The sequence below is a fragment of the Dokdonia sp. MED134 genome (assembly GCF_000152925.2).
In the GTDB taxonomy this organism is placed as follows: Bacteria; Bacteroidota; Bacteroidia; order Flavobacteriales; family Flavobacteriaceae; genus Dokdonia.
The window spans coordinates 3,261,893-3,282,570 of sequence record NZ_CP009301.1 but is presented as its reverse complement, the minus strand read 5'-3'; the positions used below and the strand labels follow the sequence as shown (position 1 = coordinate 3,282,570).

Sequence of the window (20,678 nt, the reverse complement as noted above, 5' to 3'; positions counted from 1 at the left end):
TAATGTTTGACATTCTTACCACTGCAGATGCTTGGATTGCACTGCTTACACTTACCTTTCTTGAAATCATATTAGGTATAGATAACATCATCTTTATATCTATCGCCGCAGAAAAGCTTCCGCAAAAGGATCGTAAAAAAGCGACTAATATTGGTCTTGCACTTGCAATGGGTATGCGTATCGCATTACTTTTTGGGATATCGTGGCTTGTGGCTTTAAGTGCTCCTTTCTGGCATATAAACGCGAGCTGGATAACGGGAGGCATAAGCTGGCAAGCAGTTATACTTATTGCAGGGGGTATCTTCCTTATCTGGAAGTCTGTACACGAGATACACGAGAAGGTGGATGAGACAGGACTAGAAGAAGAAGAGATTTCAAAAAAGAGCTCTACTACGCTAGGTAATGCCATTGTACAAATTGCAGTAATCAACCTTGTATTCTCTTTTGACTCTATACTTACGGCTGTCGGGATGACTAACGGACTCTCTGACAATCCAACAGATGCATTAATCATTATGGTGATAGCAGTTGTTATCTCTGTGGGGATAATGATGCTCTTTGCAAACCCTGTAGGAAACTTTATTGCAAAGCACCCATCTTTACAGATTTTAGGGCTGTCATTCTTAATTTTAATAGGCTTTATGCTTATTGCAGAAGGCGCGCACCTATCACACCTAGAAATCTTTGGATCAAGCGTAGGAGCCATCCCTAAGGGTTATTTATACTTTACGATTGCCTTCTCATTACTGGTAGAGTTTATAAACTTCAAATACAGAGCGATGAAAACAAAAGACTCTGGAGCACAAATACAAATGAAGAAAAATGTAGAACACCTTAAAAAGGACTAACATTTATTCTACAGAATGCAAAAAGTGTCTTTAGGCTACGGTTTAAAGACACTTTTTTTATGTGACAGATTATAGAACTTAGAAATCATCATCCTCCATAAGCCTCTCTATCTTACGTTTTTCCCAGGTTTTATTAAATATAGGGCTCCAGCCGTACACCTCAGAGGCGTGACCTACAACACCCCAGCCCCATCCCAGTATAGGAAAAAGTGCCCAAGGAAAACTGGTAGACATCACGTTAAAATAAATAAAGACAGGCACCATAATCGCATAAATAGTGAAGTGTATGTAAAATCCTTTGAGATCTTCTACCTTCTTTTTTGCACGTTGATAACGTTTATCCTCTAGATACTCTGTTTGTTTAGGTTCAAAACTAGCTTGTCCAGCTTGTGTAAGTAACGGCACACCTACTTGAAAGTTTGCACCATCATCTTTTATAACAACATCACTACTCGTGAGCAGGCCGTAGCGCTGGCGTATGTTTTGTAAACCTACACCGCTACTCTTCTTTACAACTTGTTTTTTCTGGATGTTATTAGTCACATATAGCGTATTTCCCTCTTCATAGATTCTTATGTGAAGCTTATTTGAAGGAGTTACTTGGTTATGCTTTACAGCATTTTCTAATAGTAATTGTAACGATAGCGGCACCACTTTGTACTCTGAGTGAGAAGATTGCTCAGGTATGTCTACCACAATACTGTCTTCAAAACGCATTTTAATAAGATTCATATACGTACGAGCAAAGGCAAGCTCCTCTTCTAGAGGCACTAGTTCTTTATTTTTTTGCTCTAGTACATATCTGTATACTTTTGAAAGCGAAGTGGTAAACTTGGTTGCCTGTCTAGGGTTTTCCTCAATTAGACTTGCTAGCACATTTAAACTGTTGAATAAAAAATGAGGATCCAGCTGATTTTTAAGTGCATCAAACTTTGCAGAGGCGGCTCCTGCAATAATTTTAGATTCCTTTACTTTACTCTCTTGCTTTCTCTTCCAGCGACTCACCGCATAAAACGAGGTAGTGGCGACAGCTGTTATTATAAAAGGAAATATATAATCCTCGAGACCTTCACTAGCCCAATATTGATCTAAAGGAATGTTGTAATACTTCGTGATAAGTAGTAATCGCAGAACAAACACGGTAACTAAAGTCACAGCAATATGCGCAATAAGCGCATAAGTAAGCACCTTAAAATTCCACAGAGTAGCGGTAAAACGTTTTCTAAAATTTACTATAACCATCGTATTTACTGCATACAGCGCTACAGAAAAGATTTGGTTTTGGATAAAAAAGGTTATTACTCCATCTCCATACCAAGGGTTACCCAGCACGTACAGTATGATACTATGAACGATAAATATGGTTAAGCCTACAATATTTGCCTTTGCAAACTCTGTTAGATAATACTTCATTTCTTCTTAATTACAAGCCTCTGCACTTTCTAAAGCTCTTTTTACATTTCCTTTGGGATGGAACTCCGTCTCAGGTTTAAAGGTAGCAAAAAGCTCAATGGCGCGCTTTAACTCCTCGCAATACGGCTCAATTGAGCTGCCAAAGTACTTTGCACTCCCCATATCCCACTGCGCCTTATCTGCTATAAAAATGGGATTATCTGGATCTTTTTTAACCATTTTCTGGTACAGTTCACCTATGGTACCGGCATATTTCATTCCGTACTTCATACCATCATAAGCTACCCACACGGTATATAACTGCGCTTGTAGATAATCTGCATACGGGTTATCCTTTTCTATCGTACGCATTGCATTGATATACTCCTGCGCCTTATCCCCATTTACTTTGAGCGTTGTTTCATTTTGGTTTTCAAAATCTCGCCAGTTCTTCACAATGGCTATTTGTGCCACGTGGTATGAGGGCAACCAGTTATCCTTTTCTACCGTTGCGATACGCTCAAAAAGATTTGAAGCCTCATCAAGTTTATCTTGGTCCCAGAGTTCCATTGCTTTGCGCATACCCTGCTCATATTTAGTTTGAGCCACGAGAAAGGTACTGCTGCATAATGCGATAATAAGAAGTAAGTGTTTCATAATAGTGTTGTTTTGATTGATGATGTAAAGATGGTTTTAAGTACGCTTTCGCGAAAGCGTAATCTACCCAATTGTCATTTATACAGTCTCAGTTGTAATTTTCTTACCAAGTCTTGTCTTACGCATCCAATAAGAGATGAAAATTATCCCAAAAACCGAAGGTAATAGCCAACTCAACAATGACGGTAATACGCTATTTGTGACAAAAAAGGCTGTAAAAGCAGCAATGTATGCCCCAGAAATTTTTGCGATATGTAGTCGTAAGTACTTCTTGCGCAATAGCTTTAAATCTCGCATTGCTCTTAAATCGTTTATGGCATTAAGCAAACCTATAGTACCAAAAACAAGGAGTACCCAGCCTATTGTAAGTCCATAATAAAGTAAGTAACCTCCATAAGCTAGCATACCCACACCTATAATAGCCATAGACCAAGAGATAACTTTGTCCCAGCGTAGATCTGCCATTTTGCGTACGCTCTTAAATCTAAGCGCTCTGTACCCAGAAAGCACGAGATATACACTAAATAGTCCTACCACAAACAGAAACGGATTGTTGTGATCTGGCAGTAGCGAAGCCACAATACCTGAAATACCCGCTGTAAGCATCCCATAATAAAAAATCATCCCAGACTTTTTGTGCCACACATTACCCTTACGAGCTATAACAGAAATAGTACCAGAGATGAGAGAAATAAACCCACCTACTGCGTGTAGCGTGATAAATATCTTAAAAAATGTAGCATAGTCCATAATTGATAAATTTTATAGTAAGGATAACCTCTATTGATTGACACTACAAATATGAACCGTATCTTAAGGATTACAAAAACCTTACGACCCAATTGAACAAATAAGCTACCGAGTTGTAGTTCTGACAGTCCAGTTCAGATTTCTTATACATTTGAATTTACGCTTTCGCGAAAATAGGCGTCATAATTATCCTAAAACGAGCACTGTCTATCCTTTAAGAATACCCTATCTTTGCGGCTTCTTAAAAACGACCTATGAAACGCATTTTTAACAACTTTACTGCAAATCCTAAAAACGATATTCTATCTGGTATCACCGTTTCTCTAGCAATGATACCTGAGGTAGTTGCCTTTGCCTTTGTAGCACAAATAAGCCCTATTGTTGCTTTATTTGGGGCATTTGTTATTGGTATTATCTCTGCGCTTTTTGGCGGTAGACCAGGGTTAATCTCTGGTGCTGCAGGAGCTGTTGCTGTGATTTTTGTACAGATGATTCAAGAAGGCCACGCAAAGGGATTACTATTTGATCAGCCTGTTGAAAATATGGGGTACTTCTATTTACTCGCCGCTGTGGTATTAATGGGAGTTATTCAGGTATTTGCTGGCTTATTCAAGCTAGGGAAGTTTGTGCGTTTGATACCACATCCAGTAATGATGGGGTTTGTAAACGGTCTAGCCATCGTTATATTTCTTGCACAACTAGGGATGTTTAAAGAAAATAAGAAAGATTATGCCGGTGACAATATGCGTAAAACAGCTTCAAAAGAGCTCGTTTATACCGTATCTGATAATGAAGTAAAAGACAAAGTTTCTAATACCGTACTATTTACAATAGAAGGAAACTCAGTCATAAACAAAGCAACAAACAAGGAAGTATTTGTACTCTCAGACGGACAAGTTTATGATACAAATACACAAAAGGTAGTTTTTAATGCGTCACAAGATGGCTTTTACTCTGTAAAAGATAAAGGAGTTGTAAAAACCTGGATGAAAGGCAAGTCACTCTTTACAATGATAGGCCTTGTACTGCTTACAATGCTCATTGTATGGGGATTACCAAAACTAACTCCAAAAATCCCTGCTGCACTTACAGCTATTGTTATTGTATCCTTAATATCGATTTTTGGAGGCTTAGATGCTGTAAACGTAGGTGAGTTTATAAGAGATGGTGGTGGTGCCGGTTTAAATGGTATGGCAGAAATCTCAAGCAAGCTCAATGTATTTGACCTATGGAGTAATTTACCATTTAATCTTGATACGCTTAAATTTATAGCGCCTTATGCATTTCTTGCAGCTTCTGTCGGACTTATAGAAACCTTGATGACTATGAACCTGGTAGATGAGATGACAGACTCTAGAGGTAATGGAAACAGAGAGTGTGTCGCACAAGGAGCGGGTAACATCGTGAGTGGTGTTTTTGGAGGAACTGGTGGTTGTGGTATGATAGGGCAAACAGTAATAAACATTAACGCTGGAGGTCGTGGTAGACTTTCTGGAGTAATGATGGCTGTAACCCTACTTACTTTTATCCTATTTGCAGATCGCTTTATAGAGCAAGTGCCTATTGCTGCACTCGTGGGTGTAATGTTTATGATGGTTATTGAGACATTTGCTTGGTCTAGCTTTAGAATTATTAAAAAAATACCAGTATCAGATGCATTTGTTCTTATTATAGTATCTGCAGTGACTGTATTTTTTGATCTTGCTATTGCTGTATTTGTAGGTGTAATTATAGCAGCCTTATCATTTGCTTGGAGTAGCGCTAAGAAAATTAGAGCTAGAAAGAAATTTAAAGCAGATGGCACAAAGGTATATGAGATCTGGGGCCCATTATTCTTTGGAAGTATTCAGAGTTTTAATTCTAAGTTTGACATAAACGGTGACCCAGACCACATAGAAATTGACTTCATAGAGGCAAAAGTCGCAGACCACTCTGCCCTAGAAGCTATTTTTGTACTCCTTGAGAAGTATGAAGCCGTAGGCAAAACAATCACACTCAAGCATCTCAGTACAGAGTGTAAAGATTTAATGCGCAAAGCCTCTCCTAAATTTGACAAAGTAATTGAAGAAAGTGTAGATGACCCTCGTTATCACGTACTTTCTGGAGTGCTAGAGACAGAGGCCTAGCAATATAAAAATGAAACTTGTCTCAAGGGGATGCACACCTCTCTAAAACAATAGAGACAATTTCTAAAGAGCTACAACACTCACATCAACCAATTGAGTTGAAAGACAAAAAAAAGGCGCTATAAAGCGCCTTTTTTTATATCGAATAGTATCCAACAACTATGACATATTAAGAACCTATAAAACCTACACCCGCTGTTGCGTGTGATTGCGTATCAATAAGTATAAATGACCCTGTTTGCTTATTATCTAAAAACTGATCATTAAGCACCTGCTTACTAAGCTGTATAGTTACCTTACCTATATCGTTAAGCACAAGTTTATCTGTAGCATCTACACCAGAAAAGTCTGTATGTACAATGCTATTTATACTTTTTACTTTTCCTAAAATTTGAGCCGTACCCTGCTGTACTAAGTATTTTGTGCCAGGTACAAGTGCATTATTATCCATCCAGCATATGGTAGCCTGTAGCTCTTTAGTAAGACTAGGTGCTTGCGCACTTTTAACTAAGATATCACCACGACTTACATTTATATCATCCTCTAGCGTGATGGTACACGAGTTACCAGCATCTACTTTAGTAAAAGATGCATTATAAAATAAAATATCTTTTATTACAGAATTTCTACCAGAAGGAAGAACCGTCACAGCATCACCTACTGCTAGCGCTCCTCCAGAAACTTTACCTGCATATCCTCTAAAATCGTGATATTGATCCTGCTTAGGGCGTATAACAGTTTGCACTGGAAACCTTGCTCCCACCTCTTCTACTTGAGAAGGATTTAATTGTTCTAAATGTTCTAGTAAAGTCTCACCGTCATACCAAGGCATCTCAGTAGAGGCATTTACCACATTATCACCTTTTAAAGCACTTATAGGCACAAAAGTGATACGTTGCGCTTTAAACTGTTGCTTTTGCGTAAGCGCTCCAAAATCTGAAACAATCTTGTTAAAAGCCTCCTCATTATAATCTACAAGATCCATCTTGTTTACCGCAACTACAATATCTTCTACACGTAGTAAATCATTTATAAAAAAGTGACGGTACGTTTGCTCTACCACTCCTTTACGTGCATCTACAAGAATAATAGATGCTTGTGATGTAGATGCTCCAGTCACCATATTACGCGTATACTCCACGTGTCCAGGTGTATCTGCGATGATATAACTCTTCTTTGCCGTGCTAAAATAGATGTGTGCTACATCTATAGTAATACCCTGCTCGCGCTCTGCTACCAGACCATCTGTCGCAAGTGAGAAGTCTAGATAATCAAATCCATTTGCCTTACTCTTCTTTTCTATCGCCTCCAGCTTATCTGTAGTGAGCGATTTTGTGTCGTATAGTAACCTCCCTATTAGAGTACTCTTACCATCATCTACGCTTCCAGCGGTTGCTATCTTTAATACGTCCATTGTATTGTGTCTTAATCTTTGAATTTCTTTTACGCTTTCGCGAAAAGTTAAACAGCCTTACCTCCTAGAAGTATCCCTGTTGTTTACGTTTTTCCATTGCGGCCTCAGAGCGCTTGTCATCAATACGAGCACCTCGTTCTGAAATGGTAGAGGTACGTATCTCTCCTACTACTTTCTCAATAGTGTCTGCTGTAGAGAGTACTGCTGCTGTACAAGACATATCACCTACCGTTCTAAAACGCACTGTGCGCTCTACAACCTCTTCATCTTCTGCTCTAAAAACTACATCATCTTGTGCAGACCAAAGCATACCATCTCTTAAGAAGGTCTTGCGCTGGTGTGCAAAATAGATGCTAGGAATTTCTATTTTTTCTGAAGCAATGTAGCTCCACACATCTAGTTCTGTCCAGTTACTTATAGGAAACACGCGCACATTCTGACCGTGATCAATATTTCCGTTTAAGAAGTTAAATAACTCTGGACGCTGGTTTTTTTCATCCCACTGTCCAAAATCATCACGCACAGAAAAGATACGTTCTTTAGCTCTTGCTTTTTCCTCATCACGACGTGCACCACCTATAGCCGCATCAAATTTAAACTCCTCTAGCGCATCTAGAAGTGTGGTGGTTTGCAACATATTACGACTGGCATATTTACCCGTCTCTTCTGTCACTCTACCTTCATCTATGGCATCTTGTACGTTACGTACTATAAGCTCAAGACCTAGCTCTTTTACAAGCTTATCTCTAAAGGCAATTGTCTCTGGAAAGTTGTGCCCAGTGTCTATATGTAATAATGGAAAAGGAATCTTAGCCGGAAAAAAGGCTTTTTGTGCTAGTCGTACAAGCGTTATACTGTCTTTCCCTCCAGAAAATAATAACACCGGACGGTCAAACTGAGCTACGACTTCTCTAAAAATGTAAACCGCCTCACTCTCTAATGGATTGAGTGCAAGCGTAGCCTTAGTATCTGTAATAGGTTGTATTGTAGTATCCATAATTTTTTTAAAGGTGTATGCCGCACTCACGATGTGCTAGCACTTTTGTAGGATCATAATAATCTGTCTCGTTAGGAAGGTTATGCTCCTTAAGGTAAACATCTAGATCACTATCACTATAATTATAAAACGGACTCACTTTAAGTACGCCTGCTTTACTTACACTAAAAATATCTAGTGAGTCGCGCAGAGCAGTTTGCCCCTTGCGTAAGTTCGTAAACCACACATCTGGCTTTTGTGTCGCCATTGCTCTAGTAAATGGTTCAATCTTTACTTGCTCTGTAAACACTGCGTGCTGTGGGTCATCTATAGATGGGATACCCATAAGGATATCTCTGTGAGCCCTCGTTTGTTTAGGCACGTAAAGGTCTATTTGTAAGTCTAGGGTCTCTATAAGCTCTTGCGCGTGTGTGTAAGTTGCTTTTGTGTTATAACCCGAGTCACACCATACAACAGGCAGTTGTGGTGCTACTTGTGTCACTGCGTGTAGCAATGCTCCCTCGTAGGGTCTAAAATTTGTTGTTATAATAGCTTTGCTAGCCTGTGCTATGGCGTAGCTTATTACCTCTTGCGGCGTTGCAGTTGCAAAGCGCGCGTTGAGGGCGTCTATATCACTTGCTGTGTACATAGTTATGATGCGGTTTTTCCCCAGTTAATTTTATTCCAGATGCGCTCGTGCGCAAAGTAAAGAATAAGTTTTGTTAAAAAATCAATAGAGGCAATAGAAGTGGCTAGTAACCACTCCCCTGTTAATAGGTATGAAACAAAAAGAGTATCTAATGTACCAACGAGTCTCCAGCTTAGTGCCTTTACGATACTACGCATAGGCTTTTCTGAAGTTTTATCTTTTTGGTATGATTTACTTTTATCTTTGTCTCTTTGTAAAAAGATTTGATCTAAAATCATTGTTTTGTCTAATATACATCTATTAATCTATGGGATTACTAGACTAATAGGCAAAAGTAAGTAAATTTTTGGGCTGAGCAACAATTTTAGCATTGCTTTTACATTTACCCATTGCCCATAGACAATTCAATATATTGACATACAATAGATTACCTACACCACCCTATATATAAACTCATTTCGTCATTTAGAAAAAATGCCATATCCCTACTCGCTAGCCCCGATTGTAATGAAAATCCCGCAATTTAGCGCAGCGCAATGAGGAATTGCAATGTAAAGCGGGATACTACTTTTAATAAGATGCTCCTACCCTAGTGTTCCTTAAACGAACACGTTAAACAAAAAAACCTCTTGAGATAGCTCAAGAGGTTTTTTATAAGGGTTATGAAGTGGTCTTACTGATTCATAGAGATCAAGAATTCTTCATTATTTTTTGTGCTACGTATACGATCACTCATAAACTGCATTGCCTCTACTGGGTTCATATCTGCTAGATACTTACGTAATACCCATAGACGTTGTGAGGTGTCTTTACTGTGTAGTAAATCATCACGACGTGTAGATGAAGAGGTAAGATCTATAGCTGGGAAGATACGGCGGTTTGCAATATTGCGATCCAGCTGTAGCTCCATATTTCCAGTACCTTTAAACTCTTCAAAGATTACTTCGTCCATTTTTGAACCGGTCTCTGTAAGTGCTGTCGCTATAATAGAAAGTGACCCTCCACCTTCTATATTACGTGCTGCTCCAAAGAAACGCTTAGGTTTATGTAGTGCATTTGCGTCTACCCCTCCTGAAAGAATCTTACCAGAAGCTGGCTGTACGGTGTTATATGCTCTTGCGAGACGTGTTATAGAATCTAGTAGTATTACTACATCGTGACCACACTCTACGAGGCGTTTTGCCTTCTCGAGTACAATGTTTGCCACTTTTACGTGCTCGTGTGCTTCTTTATCAAAGGTAGAGGCTACAACCTCTCCTTTTACATTACGTTGCATATCTGTTACCTCTTCTGGTCGCTCATCTATAAGGAGTACAATCTGGTATACCTCTGGATGGTTTGCAGCAATAGCATTTGCAACGTCTTTAAGTAACATTGTTTTACCCGTTTTAGGCTGTGATACTATCATACCACGCTGCCCTTTACCTATAGGTGCAAACATATCCATCACTCGCGTTGAGATACTGGCTTGACGCTCTGCTAGGTTAAACTTTTCTGTAGGAAATAATGGTGTGAGGTGCTCAAAAGAGACACGATCTCTCACAATGTTAGGGTTAAGACCGTTTATACGGCTTACTTTAATAAGTGGGAAGTACTTTTCTCCCTCTTTTGGTGGGCGTATCACACCTAGTACAGTGTCTCCGGTTTTAAGACCAAAGAGACGTATTTGTGATTGTGATACATAAATATCATCTGGTGATGCTAGGTAATTATAATCTGAGCTACGTAAAAAGCCGTAACCATCTTGCATAATATCTAGTACTCCCTCGCTCTCTATAATACCTTCAAACTCATAATCTGGCTCGCGGTAGCGGTTGCGATTATCCTTATTACCGTTGTTACCGTGTGTATTACCATCTTTCTGGTTACGGTTATTACGGTTGTTATTGCGGTTATTATTATTGTTGCGATTATTATCGCGAGATGAGCGCTTGTCGTTGCTCTGGCGGTTGTCATTGCTAGAGCGCTTATCGTTATTATTATTAGAACGCTTGTCTTTATGAGTGTCGCGTTTTTGAGGTGTTTTTGCCTCTTCTGTATCTTTTACCTTAGCTTTTGCTGGCTCACGCTTTACGGCTTCCTTCTTTGCTGGAGCCTCTTTTTGTGCTGGGGCTTCTTTCTTGTCTTCTGGAGTGGTAGCTTTTGCCTCTGTAGTAGCCTTAGGTGCTCTAGGTGTACGTGGCTTACGCTCTTGCTTAGGCTTAGGTGCTGGAGCAGACTCTTCCTTACCTTTTGGCACTACGGCCTCTACCTTTTTTGGGTCTGCAGCTTGCAGGTCTAGTATTTTATAAACTAGATCTAGTTTTTTTAAGGATCTAAACTTAGGAACGTTTATTCCTTTTGCAATTTCTTGAAGCTCGGGAAGCTTCTTTGCTTTTAATTCTGAAATGTCAAACATCTAATAATGTAGTAAATTAAAAATCGAGTGATTATTATGTACCAAAAGAAGAATTTGATACGAATATTGAAGTAATTAAATAACAAGCGGAGAGCTTGTTATGATATTATACAACAATGATACAATTTTATTTTTAAAGTTTTCTTAGCAATATCACAAAATGAAACTTATTTTTGCTGGTATATAAAAAATGTAAAAGATTTGATACAACGTATTCAAACCGTTTATTTATTACTTGCAGCGCTTGCCTCTTTAGGCTTGCCGTATGCCTTTAGCCTATATGCAGATGCTACGGGTGAAGCTGTATGGGCTGCAGATGAGGTACTTTACATTACTCTTTTTAGTGTAAGTGCTGTACTCTCATTTATTTCCATATTTTTATGGAGCAAAAGACAAAACCAATTCGTCTTAGGACGTCTTAATATCTTATTGAACTTTGTTTTATTAGGTGTATTGGTATATCGATCACAAATCTTATCTGGAGGGACGGCGGTTCTTGAGAAGGGTATTGGGATGATCATTCCGCTTGTTTCTATCGTTTTACTAGTCTTGGCAAACAAGGCAATCAAGCGCGATGAAGATCTTGTAAAATCTGTAGATAGATTACGATAGACTTATAAAATCTTAGTTTTATTAGTGCGTAGAAGCCTCCTTTTAATCTTGGGAGGCTTTTTTTATGGGTTATTTTTTGGCGATGGACTACAGGCTGTAACTGCTTAACTGCTATTATACTAGTTGCCATTAAGGTGGTAGAAATTGAATTGAGGCGGTTATAGTTCTATGTATGCTTTCGCGAAAGCGTATTTAAATCTCAAATCAAATAACTTTAAAACACAAAACGAGCTTGTAATATCTCTCAATTAAACCTTTTCTTAAAAACTGCGTCTTAATATAAGGACTAACCAACTCTCACTTTATGAAAAATCTTATCGCAACGCTCTTACTTATGGTAATTGTTCTTTGCTCTTGTAGCACGACAGATGATGAGCAGTATACTCCGATAGATGATAATCAACTAGCAGAATTAAACTTACCTGAGGATTATTTTAACTATGCAAATATTGAACTTCCTGATTATTATACAGAGAGTCAATTTCCTGATCAGTTCCAGTTTCAGTCTGTAACGGCATATGACAACACGCCAAGTAACAACGCAGTTACAGATGCGGGAGCAACACTAGGGAGAGTACTTTTTTATGATAAAAAATTAAGCGCAAATGGCTCAACCTCTTGCGCGTCTTGTCATCAAGCTGCAAACGGTTTTTCTGACGTACGTGTTTTAAGTGAAGGTTTTGATGGCGAGTTTACTAGAAGACATTCTATGGGTCTTGCAAATGCTAGATTTTATGCCGATGGACAGTTTTTTTGGGATGAACGAGCACAAACGCTAGAAGATCAAGTATTAATGCCTTTTCAAGATGAAGTAGAGATGGGACTAACCCTCACAGAGCTTATCCAGATAGTAAATGACCAGGAGTATTACCCACCATTAATGAATGAAGCCTTTGGAGACGCTACAGTTACCACAGACAGAATTTCTAGCGCGCTCGCTCAGTTTGTAAGAAGTATGGTAAGTACCACCTCTAGGTATGATCAAGCGAGAAGTGAAGTTTCCTCTCCGCTTGCTCCTTTTCCAAGTTTTACAACAGAAGAAAACCAAGGAAAACAGCTCTTTTTTATGCCCAGAGAACTCACTAATGGTGAGATGGGAAACTGTGCCGCTTGCCATCAAACAGAAGCTTTTATAGGCCCATTACCTAATACTAATTTTACACTTACTTCTTTTGCTACAACAAATGGCCTAGATGCGACATCTACAACAGACTTAGGTGTAAATGAAGCTACTGAAAACCCTAATGACATAGGCAAATTTAAAGTGCCTTCTCTTAAAAATATAGGTATAACTCCGCCATATATGCACGACGGTAGATTTTCTACACTTGAGGAAGTAGTGAGCCATTATAGTTCTGGTATAAAAAATCATTCTAGCCTTATCACTCCTCTTGTAAACTCAAATGGTGAAGTAGGCCAGTTTAACTTCACGCAAGAAGAACAAAATGCTCTTGTTGCTTTTCTTAATACACTTACAGATATACAAATGATAAGTGATGAGAAATACAGTAACCCTTTCAACTAAATATCTCCTGTTTTATGAAATTTTACTTTTTGAGCTGCACCTTACTACTCGTTTTAAGTTGTAGCTCTATAGATGAGACATCTGTAATACAGCCTACAAATGATAGTACAGAAGATGCTCCAAACATTTTATTTATTATAGCAGATGATTTAGGAAAGGATGCAATATCAGGATTTACAGAAGGAACCATAAAACCTATTACTCCTCACATAGATGCCATTAGAAATGAAGGACTCTCTTTTTCTAATTTCTGGTCTTATCCTACCTGCTCCCCTACTAGGGCTTCTATGCTTACTGGTAAATACGGTTATAGAACAGGGGTAAAATGGGCTGGAGATGAGATTAATCTATCAGAAAGAAGTTTACAACAATATATTACTGAAGAAAGTAGCAATGACTATGCGACCGCTATTATAGGTAAATGGCACCTTTCTGGCAATAGTAGTACCTTTAATCCAGAGGTATTTGGGATTGATTACTACACTGGTCTTTTAAGAGGTACGCCACAAAGTTACTATAACTGGCTACTTACAGAAGATGGAGTGAGCAATATCGAGACAGCGTATGCTACTACAAAATTTACAGACCTAGCTATAAACTGGGTAAATGCACAAGACAAGCCCTGGTTTTTATGGCTAGCCTATAATGCCCCTCACACGCCTTATCACGTACCACCTAGCGATATGCACTCTCAAGGCAACTTGCCACCTTTTACAGATGGAATGGATGAAACACCATACTATATGGCCGCAATAGAGGCTATGGATTTTCAAATAGGGCAACTACTAGCTTCTTTATCTGAGGAAGAAAAAGACAATACTGTACTTATTTTTATAGGAGATAATGGAACGCCTAATGAGGTAGCACAAAATCCATATAATTTCTTTACGGCAAAAGGCTCCCTTAATCAAGGTGGCATAAATGTACCACTATTTATAGCTGGCAAAGGAGTTCTAAGAACCGGAATCGATCATAACTTGATAACAAGTACAGACATATTTGCAACAATTGCACAACTAGCTGGTGTCTCTAGTAGTAACATTAATGATAGTAAAAGTTTTAAAACCCTACTATCACAGTCAGCCAGTATAAGAGATTATCAATATTGTGAAAAAGATGACGGAGTAAACAACCTTTGGACTATAAGCAATGGTGATTATAAGCTTTTCCAAACCATTAATGGTGATGCAGAACTTTATGATCTTAATAATGACCCTTACGAGCAAGAGAATTTATTGAATGGAACACTCACAACTACCCAAAACGCCATAAAAACAGCATTGGAAACCGAACTAAATGCGATAAGAAATTAAGCTTCAGAAGCTACTAAGTTTATTTTTACCGCATTGAGTTATCGTTACAGAGAATCTTAATTACGCTTTCGCGAAAACGGGATCCCCTCCAGAAAAATTGAGCCACCCGAAGCTAGAATGATAACGTCTTAAATAAGTGTATATTTAAGCCATCAATTAAAAAACAAAACAATACAGGCTATCTAGCAATCTCGGTAGTTACCGGGAGTTTCGCTTGGTTATAAAGTGGCTAGTTGTACAACGAGCTTTACAAATCAAAACCAAAAGCGTTTTACTAACCACGTTATCAAAGACTAACTTTTGATAAGCTTCATATTGTAAAAAGAACGTCATTTATTAATGTGTGAATTCAATTTAAATTTTTTTAACCTTATTATAATAGCATCTGTATTTATAGGTTTCACATTTGGGCTACTACTTATTTTCACTAGGCGGATAAATCAAAAAGCTAATGTATTACTGGGCCTAGTAACGTTCATTATTGTTTTTTGGAATATATGGGTGTTGAGTATAGATTTTCAAATAACAAATTATCTACCACATTTTTACTTAATACCGTTGAACTATTCATTAGCTCTTGGTCCATTATTATATTTATATGTAAAAAAGACAACTAACTATAGTTACCACCTTTCTAAAAGAGATAGTATTCATTTCTTGCCTGTAATTATAGAACTATGCGTACATATTATTATTAGTCAAGATGCTCTTTCAAATAATGTTATTGGTATAGAAACAGAAACTTATCTTATACTAATGCCTATTACTCAACTTCTGGCAATTATCTCTATTATAACCTATTGTATATATGCACTTAGATTAATAAAAACCTATCATTCTTGGCTCAAGAAAAACTATAGTAATAATGATGCATATAGTTTAAGGTGGTTGTACAGATTACTTATCTTATTTGCAATACTTTGGTTTTTATTAGTGCCCTATACGTTTATAGACTATATAATCTATGATTTTCAATTAGATATAAGTGACTATTACCCTATTTATATGCTACTCTCTATTATAACTATTTGGATTAGTGCAGAAGCATTTTTAAGACCTGAAATAATTTTACTTGAGTCTAATAAACAAAATGATATTTACAAGACTAACTCATCTCAAGAAACCACAAAAAGTCCCTCTGAGGAAATTTTAACCAAAGCATCTTGGCTAAAAGAACAGATGGAAACTAATCTTTTTTACCTTAATTCAGAATTAACATTAAAGTCTCTGGCAGATAATCTCAATATACATCCCAATTTATTGTCCAAAATAATAAACGATGGCTTAGGTAAAAACTTTTCTGACTTTGTAAATGAATATCGTGTAAATGCCATTATTGATAAATTACACAGTGATAAATACAATCACATAACGCTATTGGGAATGTCTTATGAATGCGGTTTCAATTCAAAAACGACTTTTAATAGGGTTTTCAAAAATATTACGGGCGTAACTCCTATATATTATAAAAAGTCAATAAAAAGTACCCCTAAGAAGGATTAAAATTAGTGCCATTCTATAAAATGGGGCTTTTGATACTTTAATTAAGTACTAGATTTGATGAATATTTCAATCAAAAATCAAATGACATTTATGAACTCAAACTATTACTTAGTGCTCCTTGCTTGTTTAATAATATCTTGCAAAGGCAGGACGCAATCAACCGCAAAAAATTCTCAAACAAATGAAATAGAGAATTTGCATTTTTCAAAAGTTGACTTTAAAAAAAATAAGCCTACACCAAATAATTATTCAAATAGTTTTACTCTCAATAAAGATAAGTTTCTCAGCATTGACTTTACCTTAGAAAAACCCCTTATTGAAAGTATTAAATCGCTAGCACCACACTTATCACAAGATCAATTATTAAATAAGGGAAATTTTCAGTTCTCATTTTTAGTTGATGGTGAAGTAATTTATGTAGAAAACCTAAACAAGGGAGCAGGAACAATTGACTCAAAAACTACGCAACTCAAACATTTAGTACCATTAGTTTATCCCACACAAATTGACTTTTGGGGTTGGTTTATGTGGTTAAAATTTATGAAACTAGGAGGAGGTCAAGATGTTCTTTTAGAAGGCAATCATTCTTTAAGTATCGAAGTAAGACCATATGTAAAAGAAGATACATTGAAGATAGGCGAGATTCTTGCAAAAGGTACTATTAACACACAAGCCTTTATAGATAAAAGCTTAGTCCCTATTCAAAAAATACAACCTGATAGTGGTTGGGAATTATCTAATGATACTTACAACAGTACTAAAATAGAAGCTCTAAACAGAAAAATTGCACAAGGACGTTTTGAAGATATTAATGGCATAGTGGTTATAAAAGACAATAAGCTTTTAATAGAAGAATACTTTAATGGTGAAAACAGAAATAGCTTGCACGACCCAAGATCTGTGGGTAAAACTATTGCTTCAACAATGATGGGAATTGCAATTCAAGAGGGTTTCATAAAAAACGAAAACGTCTTATTAAAAGATTTTTACGACCTAAAGTCTTTTGATAATTATAGTCCTAAAAAAGATGCTATAACCTTAAAATCTCTTTTAACAATGAGTTCTGGGCTTCTTGGTGATGATGCAGACTATAGTAACCCTGGAAATGAAGAAAATATGTACCCTACAAAAAATTGGGTAAAATTTACACTTGATTTACCTATGCAACAAGGTAGAACCATAGGAGAAGACTACATTTATTTTACAGCAGGTGTAGTGGTACTAGGAGATATCATACATCAATCTGTCCCTAGTGGTTTAGTGTCTTATGCAGATAAAAAACTATTTAACCCTCTTGGTATAACTGAATATAAGTGGCAATACACACCTCAAAAAGTTGGTAATACCGCTGGCGGGATACAGTTAAGAGCTATTGATTTTGCTAAATACGGACAATTATATAAGAATAATGGAAAGTGGAATGGCAAGCAAATTTTAAGTAAACAATGGGTTAAAAAGAGCTTAGCTAAGCAAGTGAAACGACCAACAGAAAATGGTCACTATGGCTATTTATTTTGGAATAAAGTCTATAAATATAACGACAAAGAATATGAAGTATCTTATTGTAGCGGAAGAGGTGGAAATAAGATTTTTATTTTCAAAAACATCCCATTTGTCATCGTTATAACTGCTTCAGCATATAATAGTCCCAGTGCCCATACTAATGTTGATAAGATGATAAGTGAATATATTTTACCAGCAATAATAGATAAAGATTAACGCCATTTCCCTTCTTTTAATAAGTAAAACAAGTCTACTCTAGGTGCGCTTGGAGTAGAATCTTAAAACTATTGATCTACAACAATCTATATAGAGTCTTCTAGATTTTATATTAAAAAAGGCTTTCTATTTTAGAAAGCCTTTAAAAGTGAATTTTTTATTTAACAGGTAACAACTCTTCATTTTTTAATGCCGCATCAACATCTACAGTTACATATTTATGACTGTTAAAAAACCTTCCTGAATCAGCAAGTTTTATTGTTGCGACTTTCTTCCCATTACTTTTCTCTTTAATTGAGGTTATTACCACTCTTTGACCTTTAACATTCTCGTAATTTACAATTCCTCCTTTTTTTATAATAAAGTTTGCCTTCGGAAAATTGATATGCTTATAATTATTATAATCTACCGTCCCAATTTGAAAAACATCACCTTCATTAAAATTTGATTGAGGCTCTTGAGCATACAAAGAGACTGAAATAAATAACGCTAAAACTGAACTTAAAATGTGATTTTTCATAATATTAAATTTAATATTGATACTACCTAATTTTGAAGAATCTTCAAAATATCAATACAATAAAATTGATAGTTAAAAATAAGGACATAATAATTGAAAATAATTTAATAAAAAGTTAAACAACAAAAAACTGAGTTAAAAATCACCTTTGCTTAGACGGGGCTTAATTGTAGCTTTTGGACTCATTGTGATTTGTAATTTTCATCATAAAGATTTTCTCATTTTATGATGGTAATAGATTGTTTTAAAAGGTTATTTGATGCTGTGATATCGGTGATTTTTCGCGTTCTTCTATGTACGCTTTCGCGAAAGCGTAATGGTATAAATTAAAACTGTTAATGTGCCTTATGATGTACTAGTTAAAATTCATTTGTATATTTAGACAATCAATTAAAAAACAAATCAATACAGGTTATCTGGCAAAATAAGGTATCTACTTCAATGCCGTGATCTGTTTTACTACACCTTATTCTTACAATGAAATTATTCAAGCGCTCGGTCACACTACTAGTATTCATTATTGGTTTTTCGTCTATTGCACAAATATCTGTGTCTAATAAACACATAGGCGGATTGTCAAAATTGAAAAAAGAGAACCTCTCGAAATTTAAAAAAACCGAAACCATATTTGTATTGTCTACTATTTATGACAAACAAGAATATGAGACAATTCTAAAAGATATATGGACTGTCACACCTTATAAAATTATACCTGCAAGCGAATTCTCAAAAGTGGATTATTTAAGTGATAAATACTCTATTGTTGAGCTGGGCGGACATAAAATTAATTCTACAATGGCTTCTGGTGGTAGTTATTATTCTCTCTTTACTTACATAGATATAAAGATGTATAATAATAAAAAAATCAATTCTAAGCTGAGTAAACTCTCGCCTAAAAAGAGAAAAAAGAAAATAAACGGAATATTCAATGATAATGAAATAAACATCGCACGTATCCTCATTTTTCCAAAAGATGAATTCATTCATACTTCTATGGGATATGATATGAACTCAATCTTCACAACACTCTATACACAAGATGTCTTTTTTAACTACAAACCGGGATTTTTAAGAAACTACTTTCAAAAAATAAATAATCTTCTAAAAAAGGGAGAGAGTTATTGGCTCTATAGAAACGACCACACTCCTGGTTTAAGAAACCTTGCTTCAAAGACGTTATATATACCCTCTTATATGACTATTAAATATGATTCTTGGAGAGGTAAAGACAGTGAGGAAAATGAAGAAAACATTACAAAAATCTTTAAAAAGTATAATTACAAGTTTGAAATAATAGCTGATGACCTATTAAGCGATAAAATAATGAATGGAGAAAACATTTATTACTTACGTTATGTACGTATGAACGCCGAACGATTTCTGCAAGTAGTTAATGCAAAAACTGGAGAGATACTTTATAGAAAGTATATGTCTGGTTTTTCTTATAGATTAAAGTCTAAGCACATAACAGAACTTAATTCTAAGATTAGAAAATCTACTAAATAATATGAAATTCTACCTAAAAGGCCTTACCATTTTATTTACACTTCTTTGCTGCAGTTGTACCTGTGACGATTCAGTTATTGATACATTTTTACTTTCGGATTTTGAAAAATCATTAATCCCATTTGACAATTATCAAGATTTGTTTTATGTAAATGAAAATGGTGAGCAAGTAAGAGCCACTACTCAACCGCGAACTATTCAAATAGAGAAAGAATCTCGAGGAGCTGAAAGATGCGGATATTGGGAAGTTGAAACTATAACAAATTTCATCAATTTTAGTCAAAATGGGTTTTCAATACAATTAAATATGGAAACGTCTAATGATATTACTTCATTTGATATTAATTATGGTATTCAAAATAGTGATAATTCTGAAAATGAATATTTTGAAACTCTAAGAAACCCTTCTGATGAGCAAATTGTTAATATCAATGTAAATGGATTTGAATTTGAAAATGTTTATGTTTTCAATAACAGTTTTTTAAACGAAAACAACACAATTGAGCTTATTTTGTATTCATCAGAAGGAAGAGGAATAGAACTTATAAGTTTTGAAAATGGAAATTACCTGAAGCTAGAATAATACTTTTTACTGACCAAAAACACAGAACAAAAAACAACCCTCTTCAAATTAAAACCCTTCTACCATTCAGCAGGTCATAGAGTATCATTAACTACATACTAATAGAAAGCTAGATTTTATCTAGGTAGCATTTGTTGATTTTAAAATTTCGCGAAAGCGGAATACCTCAACACCACATACACTTATA

The 20,678-nt window shown here is 36.1% G+C and carries 18 protein-coding genes; 9 read left to right on the top strand and 9 right to left on the bottom strand.

All coding sequences use genetic code 11. The annotated features are described in order from the left end of the window. Window positions 1–2: 2 nt before the first annotated feature. Window positions 3–848 (top strand): TerC family protein, encoded by an 846-nt coding sequence (locus MED134_RS14515; RefSeq protein WP_038600652.1) that lies wholly within the window; start codon window positions 3–5, stop codon window positions 846–848. Between the two features lie 78 nt (window positions 849–926). Here MED134_RS14515 and MED134_RS14510 read toward each other — a convergent pair whose 3' ends face one another. The 3 genes from MED134_RS14510 to MED134_RS14500 form a co-directional block, all read right to left on the bottom strand. Then, a complete protein-coding gene (locus MED134_RS14510; RefSeq protein WP_038600650.1) occupies window positions 927–2,261 on the bottom strand; it encodes a histidine kinase in 1,335 nt (444 codons plus the stop codon). A gap of 6 nt (window positions 2,262–2,267) precedes the next feature. Then, the gene (locus MED134_RS14505; protein ID WP_038600649.1) at window positions 2,268–2,897 is read right to left on the bottom strand and encodes a hypothetical protein; all 630 of its coding nucleotides are present in this window, start codon (window positions 2,895–2,897) and stop codon (window positions 2,268–2,270) included. A 78-nt stretch (window positions 2,898–2,975) separates the two neighbouring features. After that, window positions 2,976–3,647 (bottom strand): hypothetical protein, encoded by a 672-nt coding sequence (locus MED134_RS14500; RefSeq protein WP_038600646.1) that lies wholly within the window; start codon window positions 3,645–3,647, stop codon window positions 2,976–2,978. Window positions 3,648–3,901: 254 nt separating this feature from the next. Between MED134_RS14500 and MED134_RS14495 the strand changes: the two genes are divergently transcribed. Further along, window positions 3,902–5,773: a SulP family inorganic anion transporter gene (locus MED134_RS14495; protein WP_038600644.1), complete on the top strand. Its 1,872-nt coding sequence runs from the start codon at window positions 3,902–3,904 to the stop codon at window positions 5,771–5,773. 169 nt (window positions 5,774–5,942) lie between these two features. Here the strand turns inward: MED134_RS14495 and MED134_RS14490 are convergent, their stop codons facing one another. From MED134_RS14490 to rho, 5 genes are all read right to left on the bottom strand, one after another. Then, window positions 5,943–7,187 (bottom strand): sulfate adenylyltransferase subunit 1, encoded by a 1,245-nt coding sequence (locus MED134_RS14490; RefSeq protein ID WP_038600641.1) that lies wholly within the window; start codon window positions 7,185–7,187, stop codon window positions 5,943–5,945. 64 nt (window positions 7,188–7,251) lie between these two features. After that, window positions 7,252–8,184: a sulfate adenylyltransferase subunit CysD gene (gene cysD, locus MED134_RS14485; RefSeq protein WP_052084265.1), complete on the bottom strand. Its 933-nt coding sequence runs from the start codon at window positions 8,182–8,184 to the stop codon at window positions 7,252–7,254. Between the two features lie 7 nt (window positions 8,185–8,191). Further along, window positions 8,192–8,812, bottom strand: coding sequence for a phosphoadenosine phosphosulfate reductase family protein (locus MED134_RS14480; protein WP_038600638.1), 621 nt, complete (start codon window positions 8,810–8,812; stop codon window positions 8,192–8,194). Window positions 8,813–8,814: 2 nt separating this feature from the next. After that, entirely contained in the window at window positions 8,815–9,090 is a 276-nt protein-coding gene (locus tag MED134_RS14475) for a DUF2061 domain-containing protein (protein WP_038600635.1), read from the bottom strand. A 395-nt stretch (window positions 9,091–9,485) separates the two neighbouring features. Further along, a complete protein-coding gene (gene rho, locus MED134_RS14470; protein WP_038600632.1) occupies window positions 9,486–11,210 on the bottom strand; it encodes a transcription termination factor Rho in 1,725 nt (574 codons plus the stop codon). A gap of 201 nt (window positions 11,211–11,411) precedes the next feature. Here rho and MED134_RS14465 point away from each other — a divergent pair, with 201 nt between their 5' ends. The 5 genes from MED134_RS14465 (at window position 11,412) to MED134_RS14445 (ending at window position 17,882) form a co-directional block, all read left to right on the top strand. Continuing rightward, the gene (locus tag MED134_RS14465) at window positions 11,412–11,822 is read left to right on the top strand and encodes a DUF4293 domain-containing protein (RefSeq protein ID WP_035329128.1); all 411 of its coding nucleotides are present in this window, start codon (window positions 11,412–11,414) and stop codon (window positions 11,820–11,822) included. A 304-nt stretch (window positions 11,823–12,126) separates the two neighbouring features. Next, complete coding sequence (locus tag MED134_RS14460) at window positions 12,127–13,347, top strand: cytochrome-c peroxidase (RefSeq protein WP_038600629.1); 1,221 nt, start codon at window positions 12,127–12,129, stop codon at window positions 13,345–13,347. 14 nt (window positions 13,348–13,361) lie between these two features. Beyond that, window positions 13,362–14,660 (top strand): sulfatase-like hydrolase/transferase, encoded by a 1,299-nt coding sequence (locus tag MED134_RS14455; protein WP_038600626.1) that lies wholly within the window; start codon window positions 13,362–13,364, stop codon window positions 14,658–14,660. 558 nt (window positions 14,661–15,218) lie between these two features. Continuing rightward, a complete protein-coding gene (locus MED134_RS14450; protein ID WP_237747135.1) occupies window positions 15,219–16,163 on the top strand; it encodes a helix-turn-helix domain-containing protein in 945 nt (314 codons plus the stop codon). A gap of 57 nt (window positions 16,164–16,220) precedes the next feature. After that, window positions 16,221–17,882 carry a serine hydrolase domain-containing protein gene (locus MED134_RS14445; protein ID WP_237747134.1) on the top strand — a complete coding sequence of 554 codons (1,662 nt, stop codon included), beginning with the start codon at window positions 16,221–16,223 and terminating at the stop codon, window positions 17,880–17,882. A 157-nt stretch (window positions 17,883–18,039) separates the two neighbouring features. Here MED134_RS14445 and MED134_RS14440 read toward each other — a convergent pair whose 3' ends face one another. Beyond that, complete coding sequence (locus MED134_RS14440; RefSeq protein ID WP_038600618.1) at window positions 18,040–18,402, bottom strand: hypothetical protein; 363 nt, start codon at window positions 18,400–18,402, stop codon at window positions 18,040–18,042. A gap of 633 nt (window positions 18,403–19,035) precedes the next feature. On the opposite strand from MED134_RS14440, the gene MED134_RS14435 reads away from it, so the two are divergent. Together MED134_RS14435 and MED134_RS14430 are read left to right on the top strand one after the other, a co-directional pair. Beyond that, window positions 19,036–19,908 carry a hypothetical protein gene (locus MED134_RS14435; protein ID WP_148305677.1) on the top strand — a complete coding sequence of 291 codons (873 nt, stop codon included), beginning with the start codon at window positions 19,036–19,038 and terminating at the stop codon, window positions 19,906–19,908. Between the two features lies 1 nt (window position 19,909). Next, window positions 19,910–20,491 (top strand): hypothetical protein, encoded by a 582-nt coding sequence (locus MED134_RS14430; protein ID WP_038600612.1) that lies wholly within the window; start codon window positions 19,910–19,912, stop codon window positions 20,489–20,491. Window positions 20,492–20,678 lie beyond the last annotated feature (187 nt).

Bases quoted from the DNA above. Each gene is read 5' to 3' on its own strand.
- MED134_RS14515 (WP_038600652.1), top strand. From the start codon at position 3: ATGTTTGACATTCTTACCACTGCAGATGCTTGGATTGCACTGCTTACA.
- MED134_RS14510 (WP_038600650.1), bottom strand. From the start codon at position 2,261: ATGAAGTATTATCTAACAGAGTTTGCAAAGGCAAATATTGTAGGCTTA.
- MED134_RS14505 (WP_038600649.1), bottom strand. From the start codon at position 2,897: ATGAAACACTTACTTCTTATTATCGCATTATGCAGCAGTACCTTTCTC.
- MED134_RS14500 (WP_038600646.1), bottom strand. From the start codon at position 3,647: ATGGACTATGCTACATTTTTTAAGATATTTATCACGCTACACGCAGTA.
- MED134_RS14495 (WP_038600644.1), top strand. From the start codon at position 3,902: ATGAAACGCATTTTTAACAACTTTACTGCAAATCCTAAAAACGATATT.
- MED134_RS14490 (WP_038600641.1), bottom strand. From the start codon at position 7,187: ATGGACGTATTAAAGATAGCAACCGCTGGAAGCGTAGATGATGGTAAG.
- cysD (WP_052084265.1), bottom strand. From the start codon at position 8,184: ATGGATACTACAATACAACCTATTACAGATACTAAGGCTACGCTTGCA.
- MED134_RS14480 (WP_038600638.1), bottom strand. From the start codon at position 8,812: ATGTACACAGCAAGTGATATAGACGCCCTCAACGCGCGCTTTGCAACT.
- MED134_RS14475 (WP_038600635.1), bottom strand. From the start codon at position 9,090: ATGATTTTAGATCAAATCTTTTTACAAAGAGACAAAGATAAAAGTAAA.
- rho (WP_038600632.1), bottom strand. From the start codon at position 11,210: ATGTTTGACATTTCAGAATTAAAAGCAAAGAAGCTTCCCGAGCTTCAA.
- MED134_RS14460 (WP_038600629.1), top strand. From the start codon at position 12,127: ATGAAAAATCTTATCGCAACGCTCTTACTTATGGTAATTGTTCTTTGC.
- MED134_RS14455 (WP_038600626.1), top strand. From the start codon at position 13,362: ATGAAATTTTACTTTTTGAGCTGCACCTTACTACTCGTTTTAAGTTGT.
- MED134_RS14445 (WP_237747134.1), top strand. From the start codon at position 16,221: ATGAATATTTCAATCAAAAATCAAATGACATTTATGAACTCAAACTAT.
- MED134_RS14440 (WP_038600618.1), bottom strand. From the start codon at position 18,402: ATGAAAAATCACATTTTAAGTTCAGTTTTAGCGTTATTTATTTCAGTC.
- MED134_RS14430 (WP_038600612.1), top strand. From the start codon at position 19,910: ATGAAATTCTACCTAAAAGGCCTTACCATTTTATTTACACTTCTTTGC.